Source organism: Algoriphagus mannitolivorans DSM 15301 (assembly GCF_000429425.1).
Classification (GTDB): Bacteria; Bacteroidota; Bacteroidia; order Cytophagales; family Cyclobacteriaceae; genus Algoriphagus; species Algoriphagus mannitolivorans.
Genome location: NZ_AUBV01000008.1, coordinates 1 through 22,703, shown reverse-complemented (window position 1 = coordinate 22,703; position 22,703 = coordinate 1). Strand labels below are relative to the sequence as shown.

General features: G+C 42.5%; 18 protein-coding genes and 1 rRNA gene. 15 read left to right on the top strand and 4 right to left on the bottom strand.

Annotated elements, in window-relative coordinates:
• Positions 1–72: 72 nt before the first annotated feature.
• A complete protein-coding gene (locus tag G458_RS20535) occupies positions 73–852 on the top strand; it encodes a pseudouridine synthase family protein (RefSeq protein ID WP_051287181.1) in 780 nt (259 codons plus the stop codon).
• Here G458_RS20535 and G458_RS0109925 read toward each other — a convergent pair.
• Positions 844–2,313 carry a sulfatase gene (locus G458_RS0109925; protein WP_035468017.1) on the bottom strand — a complete coding sequence of 490 codons (1,470 nt, stop codon included), beginning with the start codon at positions 2,311–2,313 and terminating at the stop codon, positions 844–846. The genes G458_RS20535 and G458_RS0109925 overlap by 9 nt on opposite strands.
• 133 nt (positions 2,314–2,446) lie before the next feature.
• On the opposite strand from G458_RS0109925, the gene G458_RS0109920 reads away from it, so the two are divergent.
• Entirely contained in the window at positions 2,447–4,006 is a 1,560-nt protein-coding gene (locus G458_RS0109920) for a sulfatase family protein (protein ID WP_035468015.1), read from the top strand.
• A 112-nt stretch (positions 4,007–4,118) separates the two neighbouring features.
• Here G458_RS0109920 and G458_RS0109915 read toward each other — a convergent pair whose 3' ends face one another.
• Positions 4,119–4,613, bottom strand: coding sequence for a GNAT family N-acetyltransferase (locus G458_RS0109915; protein WP_026951768.1), 495 nt, complete (start codon positions 4,611–4,613; stop codon positions 4,119–4,121).
• 183 nt (positions 4,614–4,796) lie between these two features.
• Entirely contained in the window at positions 4,797–6,800 is a 2,004-nt protein-coding gene (locus G458_RS0109905; protein WP_026951767.1) for an alpha-ketoacid dehydrogenase subunit alpha/beta, read from the bottom strand.
• 519 nt (positions 6,801–7,319) lie between these two features.
• Here G458_RS0109905 and rimO point away from each other — a divergent pair.
• From rimO to G458_RS0109865, 7 genes are all read left to right on the top strand, one after another.
• A complete protein-coding gene (gene rimO / locus G458_RS0109900; RefSeq protein WP_026951766.1) occupies positions 7,320–8,633 on the top strand; it encodes a 30S ribosomal protein S12 methylthiotransferase RimO in 1,314 nt (437 codons plus the stop codon).
• A gap of 18 nt (positions 8,634–8,651) precedes the next feature.
• On the top strand, positions 8,652–9,902 hold the full coding sequence (locus G458_RS0109895; protein ID WP_026951765.1) for a toxin-antitoxin system YwqK family antitoxin: 1,251 nt from the start codon (positions 8,652–8,654) through the stop codon (positions 9,900–9,902).
• A 241-nt stretch (positions 9,903–10,143) separates the two neighbouring features.
• Positions 10,144–11,307 carry a hypothetical protein gene (locus G458_RS0109890; RefSeq protein ID WP_026951764.1) on the top strand — a complete coding sequence of 388 codons (1,164 nt, stop codon included), beginning with the start codon at positions 10,144–10,146 and terminating at the stop codon, positions 11,305–11,307.
• Positions 11,308–11,517: 210 nt separating this feature from the next.
• Positions 11,518–12,513 (top strand): adenosine kinase, encoded by a 996-nt coding sequence (locus G458_RS0109885; protein WP_026951763.1) that lies wholly within the window; start codon positions 11,518–11,520, stop codon positions 12,511–12,513.
• 191 nt (positions 12,514–12,704) lie between these two features.
• The gene (locus G458_RS0109875) at positions 12,705–14,036 is read left to right on the top strand and encodes a M16 family metallopeptidase (protein ID WP_035468012.1); all 1,332 of its coding nucleotides are present in this window, start codon (positions 12,705–12,707) and stop codon (positions 14,034–14,036) included.
• Positions 14,037–14,063: 27 nt separating this feature from the next.
• Positions 14,064–16,109, top strand: a complete 2,046-nt coding sequence (locus G458_RS0109870; protein ID WP_026951761.1) for a M16 family metallopeptidase — start codon at positions 14,064–14,066, stop codon at positions 16,107–16,109.
• 60 nt (positions 16,110–16,169) lie between these two features.
• Positions 16,170–16,898 (top strand): hypothetical protein, encoded by a 729-nt coding sequence (locus tag G458_RS0109865; RefSeq protein WP_026951760.1) that lies wholly within the window; start codon positions 16,170–16,172, stop codon positions 16,896–16,898.
• A gap of 38 nt (positions 16,899–16,936) precedes the next feature.
• Here G458_RS0109865 and G458_RS20530 read toward each other — a convergent pair whose 3' ends face one another.
• A complete protein-coding gene (locus G458_RS20530) occupies positions 16,937–18,580 on the bottom strand; it encodes a M61 family metallopeptidase (RefSeq protein WP_051287179.1) in 1,644 nt (547 codons plus the stop codon).
• Positions 18,581–18,720: 140 nt separating this feature from the next.
• Between G458_RS20530 and rpmH the strand changes: the two genes are divergently transcribed.
• From rpmH to G458_RS0109820, 6 genes are all read left to right on the top strand, one after another.
• Positions 18,721–18,879, top strand: a complete 159-nt coding sequence (rpmH, locus tag G458_RS0109850; RefSeq protein WP_026951759.1) for a 50S ribosomal protein L34 — start codon at positions 18,721–18,723, stop codon at positions 18,877–18,879.
• A 48-nt stretch (positions 18,880–18,927) separates the two neighbouring features.
• Positions 18,928–19,314, top strand: coding sequence for a ribonuclease P protein component (gene rnpA / locus G458_RS0109845; protein ID WP_026951758.1), 387 nt, complete (start codon positions 18,928–18,930; stop codon positions 19,312–19,314).
• Positions 19,304–20,965, top strand: coding sequence for a S41 family peptidase (locus G458_RS0109840; RefSeq protein ID WP_026951757.1), 1,662 nt, complete (start codon positions 19,304–19,306; stop codon positions 20,963–20,965). Before rnpA ends, G458_RS0109840 begins: the two co-directional genes overlap by 11 nt.
• The gene (gene tsaB / locus G458_RS0109835) at positions 20,966–21,655 is read left to right on the top strand and encodes a tRNA (adenosine(37)-N6)-threonylcarbamoyltransferase complex dimerization subunit type 1 TsaB (protein ID WP_026951756.1); all 690 of its coding nucleotides are present in this window, start codon (positions 20,966–20,968) and stop codon (positions 21,653–21,655) included.
• Positions 21,652–22,161, top strand: coding sequence for a DUF2480 family protein (locus tag G458_RS0109830; protein ID WP_026951755.1), 510 nt, complete (start codon positions 21,652–21,654; stop codon positions 22,159–22,161). The genes tsaB and G458_RS0109830 overlap by 4 nt, the downstream gene beginning before the upstream one ends.
• A 353-nt stretch (positions 22,162–22,514) precedes the next feature.
• Positions 22,515–22,703: ribosomal RNA gene (locus G458_RS0109820) — 16S ribosomal RNA — on the top strand; the annotation flags it as partial.

The following is a 22,703-nucleotide window of genomic DNA, read 5'->3' as shown; positions in this document are numbered from 1 at the left end:
GATGAATTTACATATCTCTCAAGGGGATTCAAAGCTTCACTCTGGTTTTCCATAATACTCCTAAATTTGGCCATGCTTTCCAGACCTTTCGCTTATCTCTTTTCTATTTCTTATTATGGTGCCCGCTATAAAGGGTGGGCTAAACAAAAAGGACAACCGACAATTGAAGGGAAATTAGAACGGGTGTTCCGCTTTGTACTAGGCCATGAAGATTTTCGGTTGATCGGCTCCAGTAGAACTGATTCGGGAGTGAATTGCCGACAGGGTTTTGTGCAGCTTTTTTTAAGAGAAAAGACAGATCTGGAGGCCCTACTTCCCGGCCTAAACCTAAACCTATCCGGGGAGATTAAGCTTAATTCTGTCCAGGAAGTACCTCGGGATTTAAATCTTATCCAAGCTGTTTCCAAAAAGACCTATCGCTATTTCTTCGTAGAGGAGACCGGCATTCATCCTTTTGCCTCTGCATTTATGACTCAGGTTCATAAAATTCATAGTCTGGAGAAAATGCAGGAAAACGCATCCATTTTTATCGGGAAACATGATTTTCGAGATTTTTGTAAAGTCACTCCGAATAAGACTGACTTCGTCCGGGAGATTTTAGACGCCAAGGTGTATCTGACTGAAGAATTCCCAGGTGAGTTTTTCCCTAAGGAGGTGTACTGTTTTGAAGTCTCCGGAACTGGATTTTTATACAACCAAGTTCGGAAAATGGTGTCTGCTTTGTGGTATTTTTCTCCTGAAGAGATCCAAGAGCGGTTGGCATATCCAGGAGCCAAACAAAAGCAAGTACCTACAGCTCCTGCCCATGGCCTAGTCCTTTGGGAAACCTTCGTGGATTCGGAATTACTTTGAGGGATTGCTTGCCTGATGGTTTGGTCTAGGAAATGCAGCTTTGGAATTCACCAGCCAGTTAAATAATTTATTGCGAAGGGCTTGAACAAGTTCGGGCTCTGAGCTAGCCAGATTTTGTCTCTCACCCAAGTCATTCTTGAGATTATAGAGTTCACTTTTCCCGGATTCATAGAAATAAATCAGTTTCCAGTCACCTTCTCGAATTACCGAACCCGGATTTCCTCCTTGGTTTCCATAATGAGGATAATGCCAGAAAAGTGGTTCCCGGTCTTTGGCTGATTCCGGATTAAGAATCCAGTTTTTCAGGCTTTTTCCATCCAAATTGGAAATTGTCTCCAAGATGTTTTGGTTTCCGATTAGGTCTAAAAGGGTTGGCAAAAAGTCATTGGAAATCACCGGGGTGGAGATTTCTTTTCCTTCGGGTATTTGACCTTTCCAGGACATAATCATTGGGACTCGGATTCCACCTTCATAAAGCCAGCCTTTTCCGGCTCTCAAGGGCAGGTTGGAAGTCGGACTTCCCTCAGCCGTAGAAAGACCTCCATTGTCTGAGAAGAAGAGGATAATGGTATTCTCCATCAAACCTTGTTTTTCCAGCTCGTCCAGGACTTTCCCCACTGCCTGATCCATAGCTTCCACCATTCCGGCATAGATTGCATGAGCTTGGGTGATTCGGTTTTGATTGGCATGCTCAGGTTCAAATTTATCTTCTAGGCCCATTGAGGCTCGTTTGGCAAGGTACTTTCCTTCCAGTTCCTTGGTAGTCATCAAGGGAGTGTGGACCGAATAGAAAGAAAGCATGGCGAAAAATGGCTTTTTACGGTTTTCTTGGATGAAATTGGATGTTTCCATCGCCAAGCGCTCGGGTAGATATTCTCCATCTGGACCATTTTCAAGACGAGGGTTTTCATAAGGGGAAAAATACTTGTTGCCCGTGGAAGGAGCTCCTTTGCTGTTTCCGCCTTTATTGATGTCGAATCCCTGATGCTCAGGCCAATGGCTTTCTTTCTCCCCCAAATGCCATTTGCCTGCGAAAAAGGTCACATATCCAGCTTGCTTGAACGCTTCACCCAAGGTGATTTCTTCCAAGGCCAAATTGGGTTCGTAATGTGCAGGCTTTAAAGGCTTGTTTTTAGTCCAATGTCCCTCAATTTCATCAGGCTGAGGGGCCCCAAACCAGTCGGTATTGTACATTTTGGAAGGATATTTTCCCGTCATGATGCTTGCCCGAGTAGGAGAGCAAACCGGAGATGCCGTGTAAGCCTGAGTGAATTTGATACCTGATCTTGCTAACCTGTCCAGATTGGGAGTTTCATAAAACTTACTTCCAAAAGCACCTAAGTCAGTCCATCCGAGATCGTCCACTAAAAAAAACACCACATTAGGTTGCTGGAAGGTCTGAGCTTTGGCAGAAAAGCTGAAAAACAGGGAAAGGATGGATAGGAGCAGATAATGTCTCATGATAGATTTTGAAACAATTTAAAAACTTAGACATAGGATAACGACAATATTCAATTGAATTATTTTTTTCAAAAATTCCAATCTTCAAAACTTTTTGAGTGAACTTTAAAAGACTTATAAAATTCTATTCAAAATGAAGATTTCTGATTTTCAAATAGTTTGCTTTACTGTTTTTATCAGTTTGGTTGTTTTAAGCTGCGATTCCAAATCCAATTCTGAGGAGCTAGCTGAAAAGAAACCCAATATTGTCCTGATTTATCTGGATGACTTGGGATATGGAGATGTCAGCGCCTATCAGTCGGGGACTTTACAGACTCCCAATATGGATCGTTTGGCGAATGAAGGTATTCGGTTTACCAATGCCTATGCCTCTTCAGCCACTTGCACTCCCAGCCGCTACGCTTTGTTGACTGGAACCTATCCCTGGAGAAACAGCAATGCGAAGATTCTTCCCGGAACAGCTCCCTTGATCATCGATACAGCCCAGATGACTTTGCCCAAAATGCTAAAAGAGCAGGGATATCAAACGGCAGTGATTGGAAAGTGGCACCTGGGTTTGGGCACAGGCCAGGTGGATTGGAATCAGGAGATCAGCCCAGGACCTAATCAGGTTGGTTTTGATCATGCACATATTTTAGCGGCAACTCAAGACAGGGTACCAACTGTTTACATTGAAAATGGGAGGGTTGTCAATTTAGACCCCAATGACCCCATTCTGGTGGATTATGAGAAAAATTTCGAAGGAGAACCTACGGGTTTGGATAATCCAGAATTGCTCAGCATGAAGTGGCATCACGGACATAATAACAGTATCGTGAACGGGATTCCGAGAATCGGTTTTATGAAAGGCGGGCAAAGTGCCAAATGGAGTGACATTGACATGGCTGATCACTTTTTGGAAAAAGGGAAAAAGTATATCCAGGAGCAGGCCAAGTCTGAAAATCCCTTCTTCCTCTTTTTTCCAATGCAGCAGCCTCACGTACCGCGTACACCTCATCCAAGATTTGAAGGAAAATCGGGAATGGGGCCGAGAGGAGATGCAATTTTGGAGGCAGACTGGGTAATTGGAGAGCTTTATAAAACTTTGGAAGAAGAGGGGCTTTTGGAAAATACTTTGATTATTCTTTCTAGTGACAATGGGCCGGTTTTGAATGATGGGTACTATGACGATGCGGTGGAAAAATTGGGGGATCATACCCCGGCTGGACCTTTTCGAGGTGGGAAATATTCGCTATTTGAAGCGGGAACACGAGTTCCGACGATTACCTATTGGAAAGGGAAAATTCAACCGGGGGTTTCTGATGCGATGGTTACCCAAATAGATTTGTTGAGTTCCTTAGCGGCTTTGGTGGGAAGTGGGGAACAGGGGCCGGATAGTCAAAACCTTCTGGAAACTTTTTTAGGGGAAAGCCAAAAGGGACGGGAAGTCTTTGTCTTGGAAGCTACTTCCAGAACTGCATTACGGGCAGGAGATTGGGTGATAATCCCTCCTTATCCCGGTCCTGAAGTTCAAACCCAAGTAAATATCGAACTGGGCAATTCCAAGGATTACTTGCTGTTTAATCTTCAAGAAGATCCAGGTCAAGAGAAAAATTTAGCGGCTGAAAACCCCGAAAAACTGGAGGAATTGAAAAAGATTTATCAGGAGATTCGAAGTGGGGAAAACAAAGTAGAACAGCTGGAGCTGAAGTGAGTACTTTTCTCACAAATGGCACAGATTATTACAGTTTAAAAAATCTTTGTGGACATCCGTGGGAACTGTGAGCTTAATGTTTCGAAATTTAACCTTTGAGGTTTGGGAAGCCTCAAAGGTTAAATTCCATCACCACATCATCCATCACATAGCCATTTCCAATATCGATGACTTCTTTATATATCTCCTGAAATCCTATTCTGAGGTAAAAATCAATAGCTTTCTGGTTGTATTTATTGACGTTGAGCAGTAGACTTTTCTGATTTGCCTTTCTGGCTCTATCGGCTACTTCAAGTATCAGAGTTTTTCCAACACCTTTTCCCTGGGCTTCCGGCAAAAGGTAGATTTTATGAAGCTTAGCCTTAGGCCCCTCCGAATAATTGAGTTCAAATCCAGCAAACCCGAGCTCTTTACCATTTTCTTCAGCCAAAATAAAAGTATGACCATTTTCGGCCTGAGATTCCAACATTTTTAAGTCATACATCCAATTGAGCATGTACTCGATCTGCTTAGGGCTTAAAATATTCGCAAAAGTCGATGGCCAGGTGCGGTGTGCGATGGATTGAACTTTGGTGAGTTCTTCTTTGGCTAGCTGTCTGATTTTCATTTACGATTTACGATTTTAGAATTACTCACCGGGAATTAATCCTTGAAAGGTCTTTGGCCGGATGCTTTTTGGATAAATGTAACAAACCCTTCGACTCCGCTCAGGGTGACCAAGGCGCAAGCTTCAATCATCCTAACTTCCTTGCCTCCCAAACCAATTTTTCAATCTTTCAATTTTTCAATATTAAAATTCAACCAACTCCTTCAATTTCATTTTAAACCTTTCTACAGGCAAAAACTGCTTTTCCAGATTGGGTGCAAAAGGTACCGGCGTGTCCAAGCTTCCCTCCCGCATCACAGGCGCATCCAGGTTTCTGAAGCAATGCTCTGAAATCCATGCGCAGATCTCTGCGCCGATTCCTCCGGTCAGGGTGTCCTCGTGGAGGAAAATTACCTTTCCAGTCTTTTTGACTGTCGCTGCCACTGCTTCCTGATCCCAAGGAAGAAGCGTTCGGAGATCTAGGACATCTGCTGAAATTGCAAGTTCCTCGACTGCCTTGATCGCCCAGTGAACTCCCATGCCATAGGTGATGATGGAAACTTGGGTGCCTTCCTGTGCCAAAGCGGCCTTTCCCACTTCCACGGTGTAATAGCTGTCTGGAACAGGCCCTGAGATGGATCGATAGAGGAGTTTGTGCTCAAAATAGAGGTAAGGGTTGGGATCTTCCAAAGCCGCATTGAGTAATCCTTTGGCATCGTGAGGATTGGAGGGATAGACGATTTTCAGTCCCGGTGTATGAAAAAACCAAGCTTCATTGGACTGGGAATGAAAAGGTCCAGCGGCAGTTCCCGCACCAGTCGGCATCCGTACGACTACGTCTGCATTTTGCCCCCAACGGTAATGGATTTTGGCCAGGTTGTTCACGATTTGGTTGAAGCCTACACTCACAAAATCTGCGAACTGCATCTCCACCATGGCTTTATAACCTTTGACCGAAAGTCCAAGTCCAGCTCCGATGATGGCGCTTTCGCAGAGGGGGGTATTCCGCACCCGATCTCCTCCGAACTGCACCTTAAAGCCATCCGTGATTTTAAATACACCTCCATAATCTCCAATATCCTGACCCATCAGGATCAGGTTGGGGAATTTTTCCATGGACTGACGAAGTCCATCACTGATTGCGTCGATAAACCGCTTTTCTGTACTTGTTCCTTCCGGAGCAATGACTTTTTGAGAAAAAGGAGCATAGACATCTGCCAATTCTTCCTCCAAATTCGGCGTAATCGCTTCCTGTGCAAAAGCAATTTCCAAGGCATCGTTAATTGCTTTCTTGACTTTTTTGTTGAGTTTTTCCTTGGTGGCTGCATCGAGTAATCCGATGGACTCCAAATAGGCTTCGTAATTGTCCACCGGATCAAGTTGCCCCCATTCTTCCATCAGTATTTTAGGGACGTATTTGGTGCCTGAGGCTTCTTCATGGCCTCGCATCCGGAAAGTAATCGCCTCGACCAAAATGGGTCTTGGGTTTTCCCGGATATCTTCAGCTAATCTCAAAATGGTGTCATAGACATCCAGAACATTGTTTCCCTGAACTCGCACCGCTTCCATGCCGTAGCCGGGACCTTTTTCGGTGAAATATTTGAAGGCAAACTGCTCCTCACTCGGAGTGGAAAGTCCATAGCCATTATGTTCAACCACAAAAATGACCGGCAATTTCCATACAGCTGCCACATTGAGTCCTTCGTGAAAATCACCCTCTGAACTTGCTCCATCACCGGAAAAAACTAAAGCAACTTTCTTTTCTCCGGAGAGTTTATGAGCCAAAGCTATTCCGTCTGCAATGGCTAGCTGAGGGCCAAGGTGGGAAATCATTCCTACGATATGATGTTCGATACTGCCAAAGTGAAAAGAACGATCACGTCCTTTGGTGAAACCGGAGGCTTTTCCCTGAAATTGGGCAAACAGTCTTTCCAAAGGCATATTTCGCCCCGTGAAGATTCCCAAATTCCGGTGCATAGGCAGGATAAATTCATCTGTTGCCAAGGCATTCACTGCTCCAATGGAAATAGCTTCCTGTCCCCATCCGCTGAACCATTTGGAAATTCTTCCCTGACGCAAAAGAATGAGCATTTTCTCTTCAATTCTTCTAGGTAAAATCAGACTTTCATACAAATCGAGGAGGATCTGGTCTGAATGGTTTTTTTTGTCAAAAGTTAATTTTTGGGCGTTTGGGGCAGTGAATTCCATACGGTTAGATTTGGGAATCTAAGGTAAGAGAAGCCCTCAAATCGGCAAAGAAATTTAGAATTGGATAGTAAATGAATAATTGATTGCCCCAGATCAATACAGAAAAGATTCCTGGTTATTGATAATTGAATGAGCATTTAGCAGAGGGAAAAATCCGAAATCCGAAATCCGAAATCCAAAGTTGTACCTCCCTTGCAATGCGCCCCGATTCCCATCGGGGGCAAAAAATAAATGCAAGGAGTTAGAAAAGTATTTGCTGTACGACACGAAATTAGAGAAAGGAAATTTCCTAATGTAAAGCGCAGCGTTAAGCTTGTTTTATCAAAGTGTTAAGTGGGAGAAATGGAAAGATTTGAAAATTGGAATATTTGAAAATTACAAGAAGCCAAATGCTCAATTTTGACAGAAAGGGTTGGGGAACAAGCAATTTTTCAATCTTCTAATCTTCCAATTTTTCAATAATAATACCGTGAAGCGGTTTTTTGCCTACCTTTGCCCACCCAAATTGAAGCGAATTCTGTGAAAGCGAGAACATTAAAGAAAGACAAAGTCAATATCATCACCATGGGTTGCTCCAAAAACTTGGTGGATTCGGAAGTCCTTTTAACTCAACTGAAAGGAAATGGAATCAATGCCAGCCACGAGTCCAACTCCGATGACAACAATATTGTCATCATCAATACCTGCGGATTCATCGACAATGCCAAGCAGGAGTCGATCGATACTATCCTCCAATATGTGGATGCCAAAGAGCAAGGCTTGGTGGATAAAGTATATGTGACTGGTTGTCTTTCTCAACGTTACAAGGACGATTTGGAAAAGGAAATCCCACAGGTAGATGCTTTTTTTGGGACAAGAGATTTGCCTGCGATATTGAAAAAATTCAAGGCAGACTACAAGCATGAGTTAGTCGGAGAGCGTTTGTTGACACATTCTGCACATTATGCTTACATGAAGATTTCCGAGGGTTGCGACCGACCTTGTTCTTTTTGTGCCATTCCTTTGATGCGTGGAGGTCATATTTCAAGGCCTATTGAAGAATTGGTGAAGGAAGCCCAACACAAAGCTGCGAACGGGACCAAAGAATTACTTCTGATTGCTCAGGATTCGACTTATTACGGGTTGGATTTATACAAAAAGAGAAATCTTGCAGAATTGATGGATCGATTGGCGGATGTGGAAGGGATCGATTGGATTCGCTTACATTATGCCTATCCGACTGGCTTTCCGATGGACGTGATCCAAGTGATGAAAGATCGTCCTAATATTTGCAAGTACCTGGATATTCCATTGCAGCATGGTTCCACGGATGTGCTGAAGGCCATGCGAAGAGGAACTACCCGGGAGAAGCAAGAGGAGCTAATCCACAGCATCCGGGATATGATTCCAGAGATTGCGATTCGTACCACGCTGATCGCCGGACATCCAGGTGAGGGAGAAAAAGAATTTCAGGAGATGGTGGATTTTGTGGAGCGAATGAAATTTGAGCGATTGGGCGTGTTTACCTATTCCCATGAGGAAAATACCCACGCATTCTCCATGGAAGACAAACTTTCTCAGGAAGAAAAGCAGGATCGAGCCAATCACCTGATGGAAGTGCAGGAGCAAATCAGCTACGACCTCAATCAGGAGAAAATTGGCAAGACTTATAAAGTGCTGATTGATAAAAAAGAAGGAGGGCATTTTGTGGGCCGAACCGAATTTGACTCAGTAGAAGTAGACAATGAAGTGCTTATCGATGCCTCCAAGCATTATTGCAGAGTAGGGGATTTCGTCCAGGCAAAAATCACCGATGCAACGGAGTTTGATTTGTATGCGACTGTCGAAGACTGATGAAAAAACGATAAACTGATGAAAGCCTGGGTTTTAATTCTACCCAGGCTTTTGTATTTTGTGGCTAAACAAACAGTTTTTCCGATGTTTACCTTTGTCTTCATACTGCTTTCAGTATTTTCTCCTACTCAAGCTTTGGATTCCGGGTACTTCTATTTTGGGAACACCAATGTCATTGGAGTCGGATTGCTTTCAGAAGGAGAGAAAACTGGCGAATGGAAAGTATACTCTAAAATCAATCCCGATCCGGATCCAAGAAACAGCCTGCAAAAAGCTGATCCCAAAATTTTTTACAAGGGATTTAATCAACAATTCCCTCTGTTTATTCTTCACTTTGAAAACGGTATTCCCAATGGGCCTTTTTTGGAAAATTTCCCAAATGGGAAACCAAAGGTAATTGCCTACCAAAAAGATGGAGAATTTGAAGGGGAATTCGGGGAGTTTTATGAAACTGGGGAGCTAAGATTGACAGGCCAAGTCTTAAATGGAAAAAAAGAGGGGGATTGGAAGGAGTACTCTGAGTCTGGGAGACTAATTTCCTTAATGACCTTTCGTCAAGGATTGGCAGATGGAAAAGGCCTAGGCTATCATCCTGACGGAGGTTTGCAATGGGAAGGAAACTTTAAAAATGGAGAATTAGATGGGTCCTTTGCCTATTATTTACCGGATTCTACTTTAAAACTCAAAGGGCAATATGCTGATGGTATTCCTGTTGGGGAGTGGACGGAAAAATTGGAAATTTTACCTGGATTTTATAGAAAAGGAGCCTACCAAAATGGCTTTAAAGTAGGTGAATGGCAATTGACCAATTTGGAAGGAGAATTCTTACAAGCAGAATATTATCAGGAAGGCAAGTTGCTTTCGATTGGGGATTTTAAAACCCCCAATCCAATACAGAATAAAGGAAAAATTAAAAAAGGCAATGGACAAAGGTATTTCTATGATGCAGAAGGGAATATTTTAGCCAGAGGAAAAATTGTCAAAGGAAAAGTAAATGGACTTTGGTATTTCTATTTTCCTGAATCAGACAGGGTCTCCGCCTCTGGGAAATTGCAAGGCTCAGATCGTGTTGGGACTTGGTATTATTATACTTATAGTGGTGAAGTCAAGGAACAGGTCCAATATCAAATGAAGAAAGAGACCTACAAGTCTAAAGGATATTCAAAAACAGGAACCCACATGAATGAATTTAGAAATTATTCACTAGACAATAATAGGTTTTCACATGTGCAAGGCCTAGTTAATAATACAACCCACTATGTGTATTAATTTGAAATTGTGTTAAGTCAGCGCATTGGTAAAATTGTCAGGTTGTTTTTCGAGTTCTTAGCGGGTTTACTAACTGCTGAGCTGCTTTTCCGAAAGCAGCTCAAGGATTTGTAAATAGTCCAGCTTCGGGAGAAGCAGGACGATTACAGACAGGTAGAGATGGAAACCATATTTCTTGTTCTTTCCTTATTTTTGGGGTTTTCAGAGGCTTAGACTAATTTAGCCGACTAAAATCTCCCGAATGAAGCTGATTGAAGTCACCACTCCTGCCCATCAAAAAGAGTTTATCGAAATGGCGGTGAGGCTTTACAAGAATGAAAAAAACTGGATCCGTCCCCTAAATAAGGATATTGAAGGTCTTTTTCATCCTGAAACCAATAAACTTTTCCGAAATGGGGCCAAAGCGAAGCGCTGGTTGCTTCAGGATGATAAAGGTCAAACCATTGGCAGGATTGCAGCTTTTATCAATCCCAAAATGAAGGAAAAGCAGCCAACTGGCGGAGTAGGTTTTTTCGAATGCATCAATAATCAGGAAGCGGCCTTTTTACTTTTCGATACTGCCAAAGATTGGCTCCAAAGCGAAGGGATGGAGGCCATGGACGGCCCGATCAATTTTGGTGAGCGTGACAAGTGGTGGGGCCTGTTGGTGGATGGGTTCTCTGAACCGAACTACAACATGCCTTGGAACTTTGACTACTATCAGAAGTTTTTCGAGGAATATGGCTTTCAGCTCTATTTCAGGCAATACACCTATATGCGGCCCGTTCAAAACCTAGGCTTTGACGAAAAAATGATCAAAAGGGCCAATGCAGTGATCGATAATCCTGATTATTCCTTTCGTTACATCAAGGGAAAGGAATTGCAGGAAAAGGCCCCAGAGTATTTTATGACCGTGTATAACAAGGCCTGGGCAAGGCATATGGGCAAATCTATTGCTTTGAAAGAAGCCCAGTTGATGTTTGGCAAAATGAAGCCAATCATCGATCCTAGGTTAATCTATTTTGCCTTTTACAAAAATGAGCCAGTAGGATTTTTTATACAGATTCCCGAAATCAACCAGATTTTCAAACATGTCAATGGAAAAATGGATCTGATCGGAAAGCTGAAATTCCTTTGGTACAAGACCTTTTCTCCTCCCAATAAAATGCTAGGTTTGGTCTTTGGGGTAGTACCAGAGCATCAGGGAAAAGGAGTAGAAAGTGCCATGATCATCAGTTATGACAAGATGAGTGGCAAATCAGACTTCCCATACAAGACAATCGAAATGAACTGGATTGGGGACTTTAATCCCAAGATGATGCGGGTTTGCGAGCAGCTTTTAGCTGAAATCTACAAGACGCACCATACGTATCGTTACTTGTTTGATAGGGAAAAACCATTCGAAAGACACCCAATCTTTGATTGACGATTTACGAATTTCGATTTACGACATGTTAAGGCACTTCAATCCCAATTCTCACAACTGAGGTTTTGGTATAATTTTGAAAATCGAACACTGAACATCGAATGAAGAAATGATTCAACTCTCACCCCAACTTTGCAACCTTAAAACTTTACCACTTTGCAACTTTTATTTTCCAATTTTGCTATCATTCAATTTTACAATTCTATATAAATGAAAAAATACGACGTAACCGGCATCGGAAATGCCTTGGTAGATATTGAATTCAAAGTAACTGACCAGTTTTTTGGAGACAATGGTGTAGAAAAAGGCCTGATGACGCTGGTAGACGAGGAGCGGCAAAACTCACTGATGAAAGCTATCAATCATGCCGAAGCCAAAAAACAGGCTGGTGGTTCTGCGGCAAATTCAGTGGTTGCGGTAAGTCAGTTTGGTGGTAAGTCTTTTTACTGTTTTCGGGTTGCCAATGATGAATTAGGCCACTTTTACCTTAAGGATCTGATTGATTCCGGGGTGGATATTGCACTGGTTCCAGAGCGATTGGAGAACGGTGTCACCGGAAAATGCCTAGTAATGGTGACCGAAGATTCCGAGCGGACCATGAATACCTTTTTGGGAATTACCCAAAATTTCTCGGTCAAGGATATCCATGACTCGGCTATCAAGGACTCCAAATTTCTTTTCATTGAAGGTTACCTAGTGACTTCTCCGAACGGAAAAGAAGCCATGCTTCATGCGAAAAAAGTAGCCGAAGATGCTGGGACAAAAGTGGCCCTGACATTTTCTGATCCTGCCATGGTGAAGTATTTTAAGCCAAATTTTGATGATGTGATCGGTCCTAGTGTGGATTTGCTTTTTGCAAATGAAGAAGAGGCCATGCTTTATACAGGTAAGGATAACTTGGCTGAAGCACGTGAAGAGATGAAAAAAGCAGCCAAGCATTTCGTGATCACACTTGGCAAAAACGGAGCAATGATTTTTGATGGAGATACCTTTATCGACATCGAGCCCTATAAAACCACAGCCATCGACAGCAATGGAGCCGGAGATATGTTTGCCGGAACGTTCTTGTACGGAATTACGAATGGCCATTCTTATGCCTCTAGTGGAAAACTAGCCTCAATGGCCAGTTCTAAGATTGTGAGCCAGTTTGGACCCCGTCTGAAATGGCATGAGGCCAAGGAAATTTTGGCCAGATTGAATCCTTAATATTTATTAAACCGGGTAAAAGCCCGGTTTTTTTTTGATAAAATCAGATCTCCTAAGAATTTATTGCTCTCAAAAACATATTTTAGTCCCCTTGAAATCCAAAAAAATCTAGCTGTGTTCATATTTGAACAGAAAACAAATTCATGCTTAACCCGATTATTAAACTTTAGTATCCATCCAATCTTTTTCTTATGAAGAAAACTACCCTACTGGGTCTCTTGATGGGAGTGATTTCACTTTCCTCATTTGCCCAAAACAAAATTGATTTCCGGGAATTTACCCTGGATAATGGCCTTCATGTGATCATGCATCAGGATAATACCACGCCAATCGTGGTCACATCTGTCTTGTATCACGTCGGTTCGAAAAACGAAAATCCTGAAAGAACCGGTTTTGCCCATTTCTTTGAGCACCTGATGTTTGAGGGTTCAGTGAATATTGACCGTGGGCAATACATGAATATCATCCAAAGCCGTGGAGGTACTTTGAATGCCTACACTTCAAACGACATCACTTATTACTATGAGCTATTGCCTTCCAACGAGCTAGAACTGGCCCTTTACATGGAAAGCGAGCGTATGCTTCATTCTAAAGTGGACCAAACCGGAGTAGAAACTCAACGGGAGGTTGTCAAAGAAGAAAGACGTCAGCGTTACGAAAACCAACCTTATGGGACAATCCTACCTGAAACCTTGGTAAGAGCTTACGCTGAGCACCCATATCGTTGGGCGCCAATCGGCTCCATGGATCACCTCAATGCAGCGACTATCGAGGAGTTTCAGCAGTTTTACAAAGATTTTTATGTGCCAAACAATGCCACTCTGACGATCGCAGGGGATATTGATTACGCTGCCACTGAGGCGATGGTAAGAAAATATTTCTCTGAAATCCCGATGGGAAAACGAGAAATCTACCGTCCTAACATTACTGAGCCTAAAAAGACTGCAGAGATCCGAGATGTCATCTACGACAACATTCAAATTCCTGCGGTAATCCAGGCTTACAATTTGCCTCCAAGAAACCATCCGGATACCTACGCGCTTTCTATGCTTTCCACATACCTGACTGGTGGAAGCTCATCTTTGATGACCAAAGAATTGGTAGACAAGCAACAAAAGGCATTGGTGGTCGCTGCGATTCCTTTGGAACTGGAAGATGGTGGGATATTCATCATGTATGGAATTACCAACATGGGAGTGGATCCCAAGGATCTCGAAACCGAGGTGGATAAGCTAATTCAGCAGGTTCAGGAGCAGGGAATTTCTGATCTGGAATTCACCAAACTCAAAAATCAGATGGAAAACGCCATTGTAAGTGGGAATTCCACGGTAGCGGGGATTGCTGAAAACTTGGCAGAAGCTAAAGTGATCTACGGCGATACTAACTACATCAATCAAGTGATGGATTATTATTCCAAGGTGACGAAGGCAGACATACAGCGAGTGGCAAAGGAATACCTGGATTTGAAAGGGCGAGTGGTACTTTATTATTTGCCAAAATCTGCTAAGCCAGCAACTGAATAATTGTTTGACCTTTTAGATCGAAAAAAAATGAAAAAACTAGCAATATCTTTTGTATTGACGCTTTTCGTCGCATTGGGCCTGATGGCACAAGTGGACAGAAGCAAGTTGCCAGCTTCTGGGCCTGCTCCGGAAATAAAAATCAAGGAAGCTGAAACTTTCACGCTTCCTAATGGACTGAAAGTGTTTGTAGTCAACAACACCAAGTTGCCTCGGGTATCCTTTACCCTAGTGCTGGAGCGGGATCCGATTCTTGAAAAAGATAAGGCAGGAATGACCGGCTTTGTGGGAGAAATGATGCGTGGAGGTACTACCAACCGAAGCAAAGATCAGTTGGATCAGGAGATCGATTTCATAGGCGGAAGTTTGAGTGCTTCTTCTACTTCTCTTTTTGCTTCCTCTTTGAAAAAGCATCAATCCAAGATTCTTGAATTAATGGCAGATGTGCTTTACAACCCAACTTTTCCTCAGGAGGAATTAGATAAGCTGAAAAAGCAATCTTTGACAGGTTTGGCACAAAGCAAAGACAATCCTCAGGCGATTTCGTCTCGATTGGCTGCTGCGGTGCTGTATGGCAAGAACCACCCTTATGGGGAAATCGAAACTGAAGAAACGATCAACAACATCACTGTTGAGGACATTAAGAAATACTATCAAACCTACTTCAAGCCAAATATTGCCTATTTGGCCATCGTCGGAGATATGACCAAGGCGGAAGCTGAGAAAGTGGTGAATCAATATTTTGGAAAGTGGAAAAAGGGTGAAGTTCCGAAATTCAGCTATCCAATGCCTACTAGAGCAGCCAAACGAGCGGTGGCTTTGGTGGATAGAAGTTCTTCTGTGCAGTCTGTAATCAATGTGACTCAGCCAGTTGAAATGAAAATCGGAGACCAGGATTATATTTCCAGCCGATTGTTAAACCAAATTTTGGGTGGGGGATCAGCTTCTCGATTGTTCATGAATCTAAGAGAGGACAAAGGCTATACCTATGGAGCTTATTCCTCCATCGGTGCAGATAAATTGGTAGCATCCATTTCTGCGACTGCCTCAGTAAGAACTGAGGTGACGGACTCTGCAGTCTATGAATTTATTTATGAGATCAAGAATCTGGTCGAAAACGGAGTGACTCAGGAAGAATTGGATAAAGCTAAAGCCGAACTTTCCGGAAGTTTTGGAAGATCCTTGGAGCAGCCTGGCACAGTGGCAAATTTTGCTTTGAACATTGAGCGATACAAATTGCCAAAGGATTATTATGCTACTTACCTGCAAAAGCTGAACAGCTATACTGTTGAGGACATCAATGCTACTGCAAAAAGATTGATTGAGCCGGATAAATTCATCATCACTACTGTGGGTAATGGAGCCGAAATCAAAGAAAAACTGGCTCAGTTTGGTGAAGTGATCGAATTTGACAACATGGGTTTCCCAGCCAAACAACTCGAAGCTGAAGCTGACATGACTGCGGAGCAGGTATTGGAAAATTACCTGAATGCTTTGGGAGGTAAAGACAAAGTAAGTGCGATCAAAACCGCCAAAATCTCCATGGATGCCAATGTGATGGGAAATAAAATGTCCATTGCTTTTGTGTACGACTCCGAAAATGACCGCTATGGACAAAAGACTTCCTTTGGCGGAAATGTCATGCAAAAAACAGCTTTGATTGACGGCAAAGGCAGTATTGTGGTACAAGGCCAGACTATCGAAATGAATGAGGAACAGCTTGCCGAAGCTAAACTTAATTCTTACCTATTCCCAGAGGCGGTATATGAGAAAAATGGCTATACCCTTACCCTTGATGGATTGAAGGATGTAGAAGGAACTCCAGCTTACAAAGTGATCATTGCGGCGCCTAGTGGAGCAAAATTGATCAATTATTATGCACAAGATTCCGGGTTGAAAATCAAATATGAAAATCCGGCTTCTGGGGATACCTACTACTCCGACTATCAGCAAAAAGATGGAGTCCTTCTCCCGATGACTTGGACCATCAAATCTCCGATGATCCCGATGCCATTGGAGGCTAAGGTTACCACTATGGAATTAAATGTTCCAGTTTCCGATGAGGACGTAAAATAAAATCATTCTGGTGCCAGGCCGACCTGTCTGGCACCTTTACTTTTCCCAAATCTATTTCATATGAAAATCACATCTTTAATCCTTGCGACCTCTTTAGCTTTTTCTTCTGGGGTCAGTGTCCAAATTTCTCCCGTTTTCAGCACTCCAATGGAGTACCGTCAAATTGAAAATGATCCAAGCGAAATCATTGAAAAGTATCTTGCTGCCGTAGGTGGAAAGGAGAAGCTGGAAAAAATAAAAAATGTATCCATGACAGCCTTGGCGAATTTTCAAGGTCAGTCCATTGAGATCAAGTCTATTTCTGACGCTGAAAATCAGCGTATGATGCAATCCACTTCGGTTTCGGGTAATGTCATGCAAAAGACTTTGTTTGTAGGAGGGAAAGCCCAAGTGATGGCTATGGGCCAGGTGCAGGAGCTCCCAGAGGAGATGGCAGCCATGCTAAAGGCTCAGACGTATGTCTTCCCGGAAGCCTATTATCAGGAGCTTGGCTACCAATTGAGTTCTTTGGGATCTGAAATGATGGATGGTGTTGAAGTTGAAGGAATTCAGATTACCCTTCCCAATGGAATGGTGACTAAAGAATATTATTCCGTAGAGACCGGGTTGAAATACAAAACCAGCAGCGATGCCTCAGGGGATATCACTTATTCTGAGTATCAGGAAGTAGATGGGGTTTTTTATCCGATGATGATGACCATCAAAAATCCCATGCTCCCGGTAGCTCTTCAGACAAAAATCACTTCTTTGAAATTTAATCAGAATCTTTCCGATTCGGATTTTCAATAAAACAGAGAATAGCCTCCAGGGAACCCTGGAGGTTTTTTTTAGCCTATCCAGATTTTTGTGGATTCCAGGATTTTCGGACAAGAAAGTTTGACTTTTGGGAAATAAAGCTCATCTGAATGCTCAAGGTGGATAAGGAGTGCTCTCCCCTGTCGGTTGATTTCCAAATAGGCTTCTTTGAGATTTTCCAGGTTTGATTCCAAAATAATATCACCTTTCATCAGGCTTTTAAAGGAAGGTGATTCGGGATGAATCTGTAGAATTTGTTGCTGGTCATTTATCCTGATTCCGAACTCATGAAGTAAAGGATTGTCTTCAAATTCCTCTTTCCAATTCAAGCCTAAGTACTTCAGGTGTTTTTTGAAATCAGGGAAATAATCAAGATGTCCATTTACATAGCTGCTGAAAAAGCGGTTGATCAATTTCTGATCTTGGAGTTCCTCTAAAATGATTTCCTGAAAATCAGAAATGGCATAGCCCAAAATGGGTTTCCCAAACCGATCCCACATTTTCTTCATGACTTTCGGAAGTGAGCTTCCCGACTCGATCAGCATGGCGTCCAGTCCCATTGCCAAAATGGCTCCTCTGGTGTAAATGCTAACCTTTTTATCAGGGATTCCCGGTACATATCCGTCTAGCCACAAGTCAAAAGAGGATTCGGCAATGGATTGATTTCTCCAGCCAAAAGAATCAAGCTCTCTTTGGATGACTTTTTCCAAATGCTTCAGGTAGGTGGATAGGTCGTAAACTCCCGATTTTAGCAAATAAAGATCCCCCATATAGGTAGTGACACCCTCGAGGATCAATCCTGCCTGAGTGTAAGTTTCTTGAGAAAAATTGTAAGGAAGCAATTCTTTGGGACGGATTCTGCAGACATTCCACGCGTGGTATAGCTCATGGCAACTCACCCCAAGCAATTCTTCCATTACAGGGTCCTGATTCAAGGATTCTGCAGGGCCGAACGTAATGACTGTTCCTCTGCGATGTTCTACTCCGTGATAATGTGAGTATGGCAAGAGCTGGAAAATGAAATGATATTCCTCCTCTGGAAACTCTCCAAAATCAGAGATGAGCTTCTCAGTAAACTGTCTGAAATTTTCGAGGAAAACCTCTTTTTCAAAGCAAACTTCCCCCTGAATCCAAATATGGAATTGGGTCTTCAGGCAAGAATAGGCCCAATGTTTCAATTCTTTGGAGGCCAGGACAGTGGAATCTGCCAACTGTTGGAAGTTTTGGGCCTGCCAGAAGCCGGAAGAGATTTTAGGAAGAGTGGTAATCTGGTCAGGATATAGAGGCAAATCCAATGTGAGTTTAATTTTCTCTTCAGAATGTCCTACGACCTCAAAGCAGCAATTGACCAAATTCAGGTAAACCTGCTCCTCATCCACCCAAGAGTTTCCGGCATCCATTTTTCCAGCCCAATATTCATAATGGACGGAAACCTGCTCGCTATTTTGGATTTCCCAAAGGTCCTTGGTTAATTTTTTGATTTCTAGTTTTAAGCCAGAAGGGTCAAAAGCTTCAATTTTTCGGATGTTTTGTGCGTAGTTTGCAAGCTGATATCGACCGGCTCTCCAGGCCGGTAGCTGGAGCAAAATCATGTTGGAATCGGGGATTTTCAGATCCAGGCGGATGTTAACGAATTGTGAGGCAGGATAGGAACAGGAAATGCTATAGTGTATCATGGTTTTCCTCTGGGAATTAAAACAAACAAATGTAGGACACCGATTTGTATTTCAGGAAATGGTGTCTATCTTTGCAGTCCTTTTTGGGGTCAATCCTAAATCGGACAGTTCAGGGAGCAAATAGATAAAGATATTCGATCATGAAAAGAACATTCCAGCCTTCTCGCAGAAAAAGAAAAAACAAGCATGGCTTCAGAGAAAGAATGTCTTCTGCTAACGGTAGAAGAGTATTGAGAGCCAGAAGAGCCAAAGGAAGACACAAACTTACTGTGTCAGACGAAAAGACATTGAAGAAGTAATTCTTAGCGCTGTTTTTCGTATGTTCACGTACGAGTCCAGTCCTTGCGATGAATTATCGGCTTACAAAATCTGAACGGCTTCATGCCGAAAAACTAATCAAGGAACTTTTTCACGAAGGTTCCTCTTTTTTTTTGTACCCATTCAAAGTTCTTTTTTTAAGAAAAATTGAGCTTTCCGGTCAAACCAACCAAGTGCTTATTTCCGTTTCCAAAAAGAAAATCAAAAGAGCAACGGGGAGGAATTTGATCAAAAGAAGGGTTCGTGAGTCCTATAGACTCAACAAGCATTTGCTTCCACAAGACGGAGTAATTTTAGGCTTTATATTTGTCGGCAACCCTGAAATGCCATTCTCTGAAATTCAAGCCAAAATGGCCCAGACTCTTTCAAAGCTCTCCAAAGAAATATCCGAAAATCCACTTTCTCATGATTCATAATTTCAAAAAACCTGTTGTTTGGATTCCCTTGATCATTATCCTGTTTTCCGGGGTTTTTGCCTTTCAGGTGAAAAATGATAAGCTATTCGCTCTCGCAAAGAACATTGACATTTTTGCCACACTTATCAGGGAATTGGACTCCTATTATGTGGACGAGATCGATCCGGATGAATTGGTGACCATTGGAATTAATGCCATGCTGGAGGAGCTGGATCCTTACACGGAATATATTCCTGAAGAAAACTCCGATGAATTCAGATTGATGACTACCGGAGAATATGCAGGTATTGGGGCATTAATAGGGAATAGAGGCGAAGGAAATATGATCCTCATGCCTTACACCGGGTTTCCTGCCCAAAATGCAGGATTGAAGATTGCCGATTATATTTTGAAAATCGACAGCGTCAATGTGGTGGGTAAACCAACCTCTCAAGTTTCGGAACTCCTCAAAGGGCCGGCAAATACCTCTGTTAAAGTGGTGGTCAAGCGGGATAAGGATACTTTGTCATTTGACCTGGTCAGAAAAAAGATTTCTCTGAAGAATGTACCTTTCTATGGTAAGCTTGATGAAAAAACCGGTTACATCAAGCTTAGCGACTTCACCACAAATGCCTCCGTGGAGGTAAGGAATGCCTTGTTGGCGCTGAAATCGCAGGGGGCTCAACAAGTGATTTTGGACGTCAGGGATAATCCTGGTGGTTTGGTGAGTGAGGCTGTTGAAATTGTGAACCTATTTATTCCAAAAGGAAAAGAAGTAGTAAAAACCATAGGGAAGCTTCAAAATGTGAATTATACCTACAAAACCACCAAAACTCCTGTTGATAAAAGCATTCCTTTGGTGGTATTAATTAATGAACGTAGTGCTTCTGCAGCTGAGATTGTCGCTGGTGCTCTTCAGGATTACGATCGGGCAGTTTTGCTGGGTCGAAAATCATTCGGAAAAGGTTTGGTCCAGACGACTATTCCTCTGACCTATAATGCCCAGGTAAAAATCACAACCGCAAAATATTATATCCCTAGCGGAAGATGTATTCAGGCTATCGATTATGCCCAGACCCGTGAAAATGGGGAAGTCACTACCGTGCCAGATTCTCTTAGAAAAGCATTCAAAACTTCTAATGGAAGACTAGTGCTGGATGGGGCAGGGATTGAACCCGATGAACTAGTGGGCGAGATCACGTATGCTCCGATTTCCTATACTCTTGTCGCGGGAAATCATGTTTTTGATTTTGCTACCCAATATTTCTATAAGCATAAATCAATCTCCAACCCGATGACTTTTAAAATTTCGGATCAGGATTATGAGGATTTCAAAAAGTTCCTGGTAGGAAAAGAATATGATTACACGACCTACACTGAAAAGTCAGTAAAGGATTTGGAAAAATATGTAGCGAAGGAACCGTACTTTGATGAAATCAAGGCGCAATTAGAAGCCATCAAAGCAAAAGTAAATCATAGCAAAGAGAAAGATTTGGATACGCACCAAGCGGAGATTCGAAAAATCCTGAGTGAGGAGATTGTTTCCCGTTACTATTTCCAAGAGGGAATGGTGGAAGCTGGATTAGATGAAGATCCCGCAGTAGAGCTTGCTATTTCATATTTTAAGAACCCTGGAAAAATCACTCAAACTCTTACTGCATCCACCAAATAAATGGCTTTGATCCTTTCCATAGAGACCTCTACGGCTATTTGTTCCATTGCTGTTCATTCCAAAGGTGAGCTATTGTCCCTTGCTGAATTGAATGAATCAGGTGCGCATGCAGAAAAGATCATGGGATTGATCGAGGTAGCTCTGGAAAAAGCAGGAATCCAAATGAAGGATTTGGATGCGATTGCAGTTTCAGAAGGTCCAGGATCCTATACGGGTTTAAGAATCGGAGTTTCCACTGCAAAAGGTCTGGCCTTTGGCTTGGATAAGCCATTGATAGGCATCAACACCTTGCAGGCGATGGCAACGGCTATTGGGAGTACTCCGGCGAAGTATATTATTCCAGTATTAGACGCCAGAAGGATGGAGGTCTATTATCAAGTTTTTGACCAGCAGCATCAGCCAGTTTCAAAACTGGATTTTGAAATCCTTGAAGAGAACTCTTTTGAGAACTATTTGACAAAAGGAAAGGTTGTTTTCCTTGGAGATGCGGTGGATAAAATTCGGCAGGTTATTGCTGTACCCCAGCTGGAAATTCGTGATGGGATAAATTTCTCAGCGTTGCATATGGGAGAGTTGGCTTTCGGGAAATTTAAGAATAAAGAGTTTGAAGATATTGCCTACTTCGTCCCCAATTATCTGAAAGAGTTTAAGGCCCTGCATTCTAAAAAGAATCCATTATTAAGTCTATGAGCGAGATTGTCAATCGAGTTGCTTCAAGTTCCATTATTTCTTTGAATATGGAGGAATTTTACCCTCAAGAAGAAAGAGTGGTTTTTGACCTTAAGGATTTCCTGTTTCAGGAGCTGATTTTGAAGGAAAAGGATTTTCGGAAGGAATTGAAGGAATTTGATTGGTCAGTTTTCAAAGATAAATGGGTTGCCGTTACTTGTTCTGCAGATGCGATTGTGCCGACTTGGGCATTCATGTTGGTCTGTACTTATTTGGAAGGAGTGTCCAAAGGGTATGTAGTGGGAGACTTGTTTAGCCTGGAGCAGCATATAGCTGAAGTTACCCTGAGTAAAATCGACCCGGAAGAATTCCGAAATCGACCGGTAGTTATCAAGGGTTGTTCAAAATTTCCAATCCCGCTTTTTGCATATGGGAGATTGATTTCTATCCTCCAGCAAGTGTCGAAGAGTCTAATGTATGGAGAGCCGTGCAGTACGGTTCCACTTTTTAAAAAGGTAAAGTCCTGATTTTTAATCAGAAGATTTTCCGGAAAAAAAGTTTGAAATTTTTGTATGGAAAAGACTTGTGTAATCCGAATCAGACTTCTATGTTTGCACTCCCATTCGAGAAGACGTCTCTGGGAAATTTGAAAAACGGCAGGCAAAGAGGAGAAAAAAAAGTAAAAAAAAATTCTCTTGATTTTTGTAAAAAAGAAACAAAAAACGATCTTTGCACTCGCTTTTGGGACGAGGGTCTCACAATCTCTTGAAATGTCAAGAGACAAGTTCTTTGAAGTGTTGTAAGGCAAAATAAAAACCTGAGGAAGGCGCGGGTATAACACTTAGGTGTTTTATCCTGTGTACTAACAAATAGACAATATACAATGGAGAGTTTGATCCTGGCTCAGGATGAACGCTAGCGGCAGGCCTAATACATGCAAGTCGAGCGGCAGTTGGGGTAGTAATACTTCAATGAGAGCGGCGCACGGGTGCGTAACGCGTATGCAACCTACCCTTTACAGGGGGATAGCCCGGAGAAATCTGGATTAATACCCCATGGCACTATTGAT

Coding starts and splice junctions, on each gene's coding strand:
- G458_RS20535 (WP_051287181.1), top strand. CDS start 73: ATGCTTTCCAGACCTTTCGCTTATCTCTTTTCTATTTCTTATTATGGT.
- G458_RS0109925 (WP_035468017.1), bottom strand. CDS start 2,313: ATGAGACATTATCTGCTCCTATCCATCCTTTCCCTGTTTTTCAGCTTT.
- G458_RS0109920 (WP_035468015.1), top strand. CDS start 2,447: ATGAAGATTTCTGATTTTCAAATAGTTTGCTTTACTGTTTTTATCAGT.
- G458_RS0109915 (WP_026951768.1), bottom strand. CDS start 4,613: ATGAAAATCAGACAGCTAGCCAAAGAAGAACTCACCAAAGTTCAATCC.
- G458_RS0109905 (WP_026951767.1), bottom strand. CDS start 6,800: ATGGAATTCACTGCCCCAAACGCCCAAAAATTAACTTTTGACAAAAAA.
- G458_RS0109895 (WP_026951765.1), top strand. CDS start 8,652: ATGAAAGCCTGGGTTTTAATTCTACCCAGGCTTTTGTATTTTGTGGCT.
- G458_RS0109890 (WP_026951764.1), top strand. CDS start 10,144: ATGAAGCTGATTGAAGTCACCACTCCTGCCCATCAAAAAGAGTTTATC.
- G458_RS0109885 (WP_026951763.1), top strand. CDS start 11,518: ATGAAAAAATACGACGTAACCGGCATCGGAAATGCCTTGGTAGATATT.
- G458_RS0109875 (WP_035468012.1), top strand. CDS start 12,705: ATGAAGAAAACTACCCTACTGGGTCTCTTGATGGGAGTGATTTCACTT.
- G458_RS0109870 (WP_026951761.1), top strand. CDS start 14,064: ATGAAAAAACTAGCAATATCTTTTGTATTGACGCTTTTCGTCGCATTG.
- G458_RS0109865 (WP_026951760.1), top strand. CDS start 16,170: ATGAAAATCACATCTTTAATCCTTGCGACCTCTTTAGCTTTTTCTTCT.
- G458_RS20530 (WP_051287179.1), bottom strand. CDS start 18,580: ATGATACACTATAGCATTTCCTGTTCCTATCCTGCCTCACAATTCGTT.
- rpmH (WP_026951759.1), top strand. CDS start 18,721: ATGAAAAGAACATTCCAGCCTTCTCGCAGAAAAAGAAAAAACAAGCAT.
- rnpA (WP_026951758.1), top strand. CDS start 18,928: ATGAATTATCGGCTTACAAAATCTGAACGGCTTCATGCCGAAAAACTA.
- G458_RS0109840 (WP_026951757.1), top strand. CDS start 19,304: ATGATTCATAATTTCAAAAAACCTGTTGTTTGGATTCCCTTGATCATT.
- tsaB (WP_026951756.1), top strand. CDS start 20,966: ATGGCTTTGATCCTTTCCATAGAGACCTCTACGGCTATTTGTTCCATT.
- G458_RS0109830 (WP_026951755.1), top strand. CDS start 21,652: ATGAGCGAGATTGTCAATCGAGTTGCTTCAAGTTCCATTATTTCTTTG.